The organism is Streptomyces sp. NPDC020422 (assembly GCF_044386705.1).
Classification (GTDB): Bacteria; Actinomycetota; Actinomycetes; order Streptomycetales; family Streptomycetaceae; genus Streptomyces.
Window position 1 is genome coordinate 152582 of record NZ_JBIRVJ010000016.1, and the last position, 7745, is coordinate 160326.

Sequence of the window (7745 nt, forward strand, 5' to 3'; positions counted from 1 at the left end):
TCGAAGCCGGACCTGCTGGTCAGCCGCGTTCCGTAACGGTGAGTTACCGGCTGAAGGCCTTATCGGCAGGCTCACAGCGAACCGAGGAACTCGTCGACAGCCGCGGCGAACTCGTCTGGGACGGTCTCGTGGACGGTGTGTCCGGCGGGAAGCTCCACGAGCTCGGTACGAGGGCGCCGCGTCACCATGTCCCTCGCGTGCTCCGCGCCGAGCACCGCGCTCCGGCTGCCGCGGACAAGCAAGGCCGGGCAGTCGCTGGAGATCCAGTCGTTCCAGTGATCCCCGTTGAGCTCCCGCTGCGAGGCATTCATGTCCTTCGGGTCGAAGGCAAGGCCCCACCCATCGGGATACTCACGGACCGCGCCTAAGAGGTATCGCGCCGAGGTGCCCAGTCCTTCCAACAGTCCGGCCCGGGTCAGTGCCCGGTGCGGCCAGGCCAGGCTGAAAGACACATCGCCATCGACCACGGCACCGATGTCCTCGACGACGAGTGCGTCCACAAGCCCGGGCAACCAGGCCGCGAGCTGGCAGGCGTTGACACCACCCAGGGAGTGGCCGAGAACGGTCACCCGACACAACCCCAGATATTGCAGCACCGCCGCAGCATCCTCTACATAACCGGCACGGGAAAATCAGGAGACCTGCCGGAGAAGCCATGCCCACGCCGATCGAGCGCGACGATCCGCCAGGAGTCCCCCAGCCCCCGGGCCAGGTCCGCGAAAGTACGGCCCTCCCCAAAGTGCCCATGCAGAGCAAGCAAAGGACGACCCGAACCACCGAAATCCAGGAACGACAGCCGACGACCTCCAACCGACAAGCACGCGCGCACCGGCTCGGGCACGATCGTCGACATCATGGCCGCCAGTATGCGGGGATCCCATGGTCCAAAGTCACGAAGCGAGCCGTACTCGCTTACGCAGGAGCCTGAAGCCGACGCGTCCGCACACATGCCGCTTCATCATCTTGATGCGGTTGACATGCCCTTCCACAACGCCTGAGCTACCCGGCAGTGTGAGGCAGGCGGTGACGGCCGCGAGGTCGCGTTCGAGGCCGTTGATGAAGGTGTGCACTCTGGGTAGATCACCGACCCGAACCGCCGCGATCCACACAGGGAACCATTCTCCCCGGAACTGGATGAGCATCCGCCCGAAGGCGCGGACATGCCCCATAAGGACATCCAGTTCGGGGTAGCCGGCGAGGACGACTTTGCGCTTCAGGCTCTCGCTCTCCGCAAGGAACCTTCCCGGCAGCGGCGCCCCAACGGTCCCCTGCAGACCTAAAGGGCCGACTCGAGGTTCAGCAGTGCAGGAACGAGTGTCGTACCCGGGTGGCAGGATTCCCGACCATGGATATGCACGAGTTCTGGGGCGTCATCGAAGCGGCACGCTTGGCCGCTACGGCAGACAAGCCCTTTGCCCAGGCCCTGACCGATGAGTTGGGCACCCGTACTCAAAGCGGCATCCTCGGCTACCAGGAACGCTTCGACGAGGTACACGGGGCGGTGTACCGATGGGATATGTGGGCCGCTGCCTACCTGATCGGGGACGGATGCTCCGACGACAGCTTCATGGACTTTCGGGCCGGCCTGATCGCCCTGGGCCGTGACTGGTACGGGAAAGCAGCAACCTGCCCGGACAGCCTCGCCGAGCACCCCTCCGTGATCAACGCAGCCCATGCGCAGAGCGGCCAGGCCATCTTCGATGAGGACGCCAACTACGCGGCCAGCTATGCGTTCGAGCGCCTCACCGGCGACGATCACGCCTTCTACCAGGCCTGGGATATATACACGGCCCCGCGAGAAGAGTGCGGACGGGGCGATGACGCTATGGGAGAAGACTTCGACTTCAAGGATCCCGCAGAGATGCAGCGCCGTCTCCCACGGCTCTCCGCCCTCTACCTGCGCAACGCCACTCACTGAGCAAAAGGCACAAAATCGCCGGATACCGCGAAGGGCGGCTCCGACGCCGTGATCACACCAACCACAACGAGATCATCCCAGGTCGGTGAGGGCGCCTTCTTGGAGCCCAAGGGCCGGCAAAGGATGATGCAGCAGGACGAGCCCAGCCCCCGGCAGGCATGCCTGCGGCGGCTGCCTCACCTCGGTCAGAAGCGGGGCAGCGACCGCAACGGGGACAGGAGGTCCTCGTCCGTGACGTCAACAGGCTCCGGCAGGCTCCGGCCGTACCAGCGCAGCCGCCACACTTCCGCTCCCGCCGGCGAAGTCGACATCGATCGCAGTGCCGTTGTCGCTGACGAAGAGGCACCCGGCCCATGCACCTTGTAGGAGTAGGTGCCGACCTGCCCACTCCGGCTGCTGATCCGGCGCGAACGGACCAGGCCGAGGACATCTGCAAGTCGCTCGAGCGAGGGGATGGCTGCCCTCACGGCCTCGTCCAACGCGCTCAGAGCCTCGACATAACCGGGAATGAGGTCCCGCGCAGCACCAAGCCGTTCCATAATGTGTCACCCCCCTGAGCCCGTGACTGATGGGATTGTTTCCACGGGCCGACAGCGTCGCCGCAGGACGTCATCTGAAACGATCAGCAAGTCAACCTCGCCCTGGTACACCACAAAGCGGCCTCCACGTCGGGCTGCCCTACCCGCGTCCACTGCGTTCTGCCGACGCGTGAAGCCATCAGGAAACTTGGTGGTAGTCGGCCGAGCCGTGCGAGATGCTGCCACAGTGATTGAACGAGATGCCGCGGTTCAGATCGTTGAGGAAGAGCTGGACCGCGACTACCAGCGAGAGCTGTCGCTTGGGCTTGCCCCTCTACGCATGACTGTGTCGCATGTAGAGCAGCATGAGCTGGTATGGGTTATTTCCTGGACATCTGCGGAATACCTGCGCACACGAAACCCAGACTTCTCGCTGTCCGGGAATGGGCCGTATCTTGTTGACCGCGTCGACGGAAGCCTGCATCAGGTCAGTGTCGTCTCCGCGGTAATGGGCGCGTGGGAGGCGGACTATCGGGTCCGCATTCGAAAGCAGGTCATGCGGACCGCAGTGGACGATCTGCACGATGAGGTACGCGCGGCGGCAGTCGCTCGTGGGCGGGTTCATGCCATGCACACCCTGCGCCACAGAGTGCCAGTGCTGTCCCACACTCAGATCATCGAGTACGTGACCGCCTTGCAACATGGCGATGCTCCGGCGCACCTTGTAGAGATCTCCTCCAGAGAACTGGTGCCGCCTACCGACCCGATCTTGTCCGTGGTGACCATCCGCAGAGCGGTGAATCGTTGAGGTACTGACAGCAGCGGCCGTCCTCACGAAGCGAGGAGAACTCGCTGGCGCAGCAACGAGAAGCCAGCGCGGCCGAACATCTGACGCTTGAGCCTTCTGATCCGGCTGCCATGGCCTTCGACAGCGCCTGAGCTCCAAGGCAGGGTCAGGCCGGCGACGACGGCGTCATCGCGGCGGTCGATGCCCGCGGCGAGAGTGTGGGAGATCATCGCGCCGGACGGCGTCGAGCCGCTGCGGCAGCCGCTCGCGCTGGCACTCGGCGAGCATCTCCGCGAAGGGCCGGACGTTTGTGGTGAGGGCGTCGAGTTCGGGGCAGTTGACCAGGACGGCCTTAAGCCGGAGATGATCGGTGTCCGGGAGACGCTCGGGGCGCCGGAGGGTCCGCCAGCAACGACTCGGTGGGACGGCGGCCGAGGCGTGATCGGGTTGAGAGAGGTCCGCTTCTCTGGAAGAGGAGTTCGGCGCCGTGCCGGTCGAGTTCCATGTAGCCGAGTTCAACGGTGGTGAGCAGGTCGACGCGGCCGTAGCGGGCGATGTACTTGTTCAGCTGCTTCTCGCGAACCGCCGGCTGGCATCACGGCGGTGCCGCAGCTGATCGGCGACGTGGTTGACGGTCCGCGTGGGCAGCGGCAGACGGCACGGGTAGACAAGGAGGCAGGTGTCCACGGCGCGATCTTCGGTCTCTGCCGGAGAACTCCCACGGCCGCCGTGGGCATGCCGGTTACCCCCGTGTCGACCCGCGCCGCCTGACGACGCTCATCGATACAGGCGGGTGGTGAACCGGCCGTCGGCAGACGGCGCGGCGCGTGCCGACCAGGACAGGCGCGGCAGGGGGGCCAGGCCTGGGGCCGTCTACTTCCAGACGAGTACGTCGATGCGGATGCTGTGCGGCTTACGGCTGACCTGCCGGACGGTCACCCGGGCGTAGCGTCCTTCGCTGCTTTTGACGCACAGGACCATGCCTTCGGTGATGTCGTCGTCGGCGATCTGGCCGTCGTTGAGGTAGCCGGGCTGTTCGCAGTCCGCCTTGGTGGGCGCGGTCGGCACTTGCAGGTAGTCGGCCCACAGGGTCCCATCGGTGGACAGGTGAACGTCGCTGGTGAAGATGCTCTCCCTGTAGCCCCAGCTGGGGTCGTCCTTGGGCAGCTCGTCGAGGTCGATCGTGTAGCCGCCCTGGATCAGCAGGCCGTCCTGGGCGCGTCGAACGGTCGGCGCATCCGCGCTGGGTTGCGCGGTCGTGGGCGGAGTGGAGCTGGGCGCCGGAGCCGGTGTGTCGGGCACACCGGATGCGGGCGTGGTCGGGGCGACGTGCGGCGCGGTCGCTGTCGGCCCGGCCGGAGCGCTGCTGACGGGCGGGGTGGGAGGCTTGTCGCGGAAGCCAGGTACGACGCCGGCGATGACCGCAGCCAGTACAGTGGCGGCTGCCGGGACGGTCAGGGCCGGATTACGCCACCACGGCCGCCGACTCGGGTCCAGGGCCGTCTCCCCCGCCGGTTCTGGTGCAGTGCTTCCCGCCTGACTGCCGCCGTCCGGTTCTGGTGCAGTGCTTCCCGCCTGACTGCCGCTGTCCGGTTCCTGCTGTTCCTGCGTCATGACCCCCCACTCGCTCGTGGCTGAGATGTCCTGTCCATTCCCGCCGGACGCGCGCGCAACCGACCATCTGCTCGACAGAGCGTGAGGCGCTCATCACTCAGTGGCCCGGCACGCCCGCCCTCAGCCGGCCGGGTGAAAGGCTCATCGAGGATGCGGCGCGGGTGAAAAGAGGCCGGACAGGTCGGCCCGCTGGGCCAATGCCGTCAGCAGATCACTGATGCACCGGCCGTTCCCTTCGCGGACGGACGGGCGATCGCGTGGGCCCTGAACAGCCGCCGCAGCCCCGCGCACTACACAGGTCAGGCGGACAACCCGGCCGCCGACCCCGACCTCCCCGACCACCCCCATACCCTGAGCAGCCGAAGCGAACGTGAGCGCTGGGCCACGACGGTCTCTGCTAGCCGAGGTTCAGCACGTGGTGGTCTGGGGACAGGTGGCAGCCTCGGGCGTCATTGCGGCTTGGGGCAGGCGCACCGATTCTGCGGTGAGTTCCCGGCGCCCGATGCCGCCCACGGCGACGCAAATGGTAGGAGCCCGCGCCGTAGGTGCGGGGTCCTTTCTGTTCACAGGCGAGCACAACAGGCCCTGGGTGCCGCGCCGGCGCAGCCCGATCGAGCAAGGGGCGCGCGACGGGTCAGTCGAAGCCGTCCTCGAAGCCGCACAGGAGCGGAGTTGCTCGGCAGCGGCGCCGCACACCGAGCACAGCCGGACCGCGGGCAGCACCGCAAGCGTCAACGCACCGTCCCAGGGGCAGCATGCTTGCCTCGGGAGGTGCTTCGGCGCAGTCCGGCGCGTGGACGACGCCCTGGTCATGCTCCCGGCCCTGCATGACCCGGCCGGACGGGCGCCGCTCCCCCAGGACCTCCTTACTGAAGGACGGCTTCGGCAGGTAGACCGGCGGCACCGAGCTGCAGCCGACGACCGGGAGCGGACAGATCTGCGCCGTACAGCGATACGCCCCACCCTGAAGGTGGCCGTGCGCATGCCGGGGAGCCAGGGACACCCGGCTTCTCAGGCCCGCAGGGAGAACCACCGTTCGGCGCGCCGCTGTTTGTCGGAGTCTCCAGAGCGGCGGGCGTGCGCCAGCAGTCGGGCGCGCAGTGGTCCGGGCAGGCCGGCGATGTCCTGTTTCTGGCGCGGGCGGGTCTTCCCGCCCAGCAGATGCCGCACGGCCCCGGCATCGTGCCGGTCCTCGGCCTGCCGGCCGGTCAGGGCGGCGAGCAGGTCGTCGATCGGCACCCGGCCGAGCAGTTCGTCAGGGACTCTCTCGTGGAGGGGGTAGCCGGAGCAGCGCCCGCTGCCGGACCCGTGCCAGGCGAGCAAGGCCAACACCCGCTCCACCGGGTCGGGCAGCGTCAGCCGCAGCCGGTCGGTGAGTTCCGCGAGCAATTCAGGTGAGGGCCTGCCGGCCGTACGGGACAGGGCGAGGATCCGCTCGGCAAGCCCCTCCAGGCCGGCGGGCATCGCGGCCAGCCAGTCGCTCTCCTCCTCGGCCTCCTTCTCCGCTCGCTGCCGGTCGGCCTCGAATTGCTGCATGGGGCCGGGCATGCCGTGCTCGTCCAACCACGCCAGGAGCAGGCGTCCGTCGGCGAGGACGGCGTCGCTCTCCCATCGCCCCCACCTCACGGTCGCCCCGTGGTGCAGGACAACAACCGCCAGCCGCCCACCAGCCCGGTCGAGCATCTCGAACCGGACGTCCCCGAGGCACATGCAGGCAAACCCGGGCAGCGACTCCACGGCCATGGCCGCCCTGAGGCGGGCCGACTCCGCCGGATCGGAGAGGTCCACCCGGATCTCTCCGTCGACGCCTGCCCCGCTCGCCGGACTCACCCGGACCACATACGCCTGCCGCAACACGCTGTCCAGCGCTGTCGATGTGTCCATCAACCGACCCCTCCCCGCCCGGGCCGCAGCTGCACAGGCCCGCCCGATTCCACCGCAGCTCCGACTGCCTCGCAACTCGCCCCCCGGACCGACCGCCCTTAACCGACCGCCTCGTCCCGAGACCGGCCGGGCATCGGCCGGCCCCGGCCATGCTGCGGCCGGGCAGCCCAGGAGATTCGCGCGTACCGGGCTGGGGCAACAAGCCCGAACGCCGACAACGGGCACACGACGGGTCAGTCGAAGCCGCGCAGGAACGGGGTTCCGCTGCGGCGCCGCACACCGAGCACACCCAGACCGCGGACCGCTGGCCGCACCGCAAACGTCAGTAACCAGTCCCCCCCCCCGGGGCAGCGTGACGGCCCCGGGCAGGTGATTCAGCGCAGTCCAGTGCGTGGACGACCGCTCTGGTCATGCTCCCGGCCCTGCATGACCCAGCAGGACAGGCGCCGCTCCCCCAGGACCTCCTTGATGGAGGACGGCTTCGGCAGGTGGGCTGCCGGCATCGAGCTGTAGCCGATACCCGGGATCGCGCGGACCTGGCCCGGGGGCGCCGAGCCAGACTTGGTACTAGGCCGGCTCCGCCGTGTGATCACTGCGGTTGCGCCGGGGCCGTGAGCGCGTCGACCTCGTAGGGTGGGCGATCATGAGTATGCAGACGGTCATCGCGGCGCTGGCCGACGAAGCCGAACGGCTGATCCGTGAACAGGTGTGGATCCCCACCACCGGTGAGAGCGCTGGGGCCGCCAGGACGGCTGCCGATCTGCACGTTGCCGTCAGCGCTGCACAGGTGCAGGAGGAGCTGTCCGCGGTCGAGCGGCTGGGGCACCCTGCGTGAAGCACTCGCCGCCCCTGCCATCGCCCTGGCCCAAGTCCACGGACGCCTGGCCTGGTTCCTCGGCGCGGCCAGGCCACCACCGCCCTGACTCCCGTCCTGGACTGGCGTGGGGGGGGGGGGGGCGGCCCCCGCCGCGGGGGGGAGGGGGCGGGGGGACGGGGAGCGGGGACGGGACGGAGGGCGGGCGCG

8 protein-coding genes and 1 pseudogene are annotated in these 7745 nt (G+C 68.4%); 3 read left to right on the forward strand and 6 right to left on the reverse strand.

Translation table 11 applies throughout. From position 1 onward, the window contains the following. Nucleotides 1-71: 71 nt before the first annotated feature. Together ACH414_RS33295 and ACH414_RS33300 are read right to left on the reverse strand one after the other, a co-directional pair. Nucleotides 72-596 carry an alpha/beta fold hydrolase gene (locus ACH414_RS33295; protein WP_398944764.1) on the reverse strand — a complete coding sequence of 175 codons (525 nt, stop codon included), beginning with the start codon at nt 594-596 and terminating at the stop codon, nt 72-74. 14 nt (nt 597-610) lie between these two features. Continuing rightward, the gene (locus ACH414_RS33300; protein ID WP_398944765.1) at nt 611-856 is read right to left on the reverse strand and encodes an alpha/beta fold hydrolase; all 246 of its coding nucleotides are present in this window, start codon (nt 854-856) and stop codon (nt 611-613) included. Nucleotides 857-1345: 489 nt separating this feature from the next. On the opposite strand from ACH414_RS33300, the gene ACH414_RS33305 reads away from it, so the two are divergent. Next, a complete protein-coding gene (locus tag ACH414_RS33305; protein WP_398944767.1) occupies nt 1346-1918 on the forward strand; it encodes a DUF4240 domain-containing protein in 573 nt (190 codons plus the stop codon). Between the two features lie 185 nt (nt 1919-2103). Here ACH414_RS33305 and ACH414_RS33310 read toward each other — a convergent pair whose 3' ends face one another. Further along, complete coding sequence (locus ACH414_RS33310; RefSeq protein WP_398944769.1) at nt 2104-2457, reverse strand: DUF6896 domain-containing protein; 354 nt, start codon at nt 2455-2457, stop codon at nt 2104-2106. A 226-nt stretch (nt 2458-2683) separates the two neighbouring features. Between ACH414_RS33310 and ACH414_RS33315 the strand changes: the two genes are divergently transcribed. Next, nucleotides 2684-3244: a YrhB domain-containing protein gene (locus ACH414_RS33315; protein WP_386567144.1), complete on the forward strand. Its 561-nt coding sequence runs from the start codon at nt 2684-2686 to the stop codon at nt 3242-3244. A 445-nt stretch (nt 3245-3689) separates the two neighbouring features. On the opposite strand, the pseudogene ACH414_RS33320 reads toward ACH414_RS33315, so the two are convergent. From ACH414_RS33320 to ACH414_RS33330, 3 genes and pseudogenes are all read right to left on the reverse strand, one after another. Continuing rightward, nucleotides 3690-3809 (reverse strand): annotated as a pseudogene (locus ACH414_RS33320) (AAA family ATPase); the annotation flags it as partial. Between the two features lie 287 nt (nt 3810-4096). After that, nucleotides 4097-4837, reverse strand: a complete 741-nt coding sequence (locus ACH414_RS33325; RefSeq protein WP_398944771.1) for a hypothetical protein — start codon at nt 4835-4837, stop codon at nt 4097-4099. A gap of 1011 nt (nt 4838-5848) precedes the next feature. Further along, nucleotides 5849-6721, reverse strand: a complete 873-nt coding sequence (locus tag ACH414_RS33330) for a hypothetical protein (protein WP_398944773.1) — start codon at nt 6719-6721, stop codon at nt 5849-5851. Nucleotides 6722-7364: 643 nt separating this feature from the next. Between ACH414_RS33330 and ACH414_RS33335 the strand changes: the two genes are divergently transcribed. Continuing rightward, a complete protein-coding gene (locus ACH414_RS33335) occupies nt 7365-7556 on the forward strand; it encodes a hypothetical protein (protein ID WP_391768440.1) in 192 nt (63 codons plus the stop codon). Nucleotides 7557-7745: the final 189 nt, after the last annotated feature.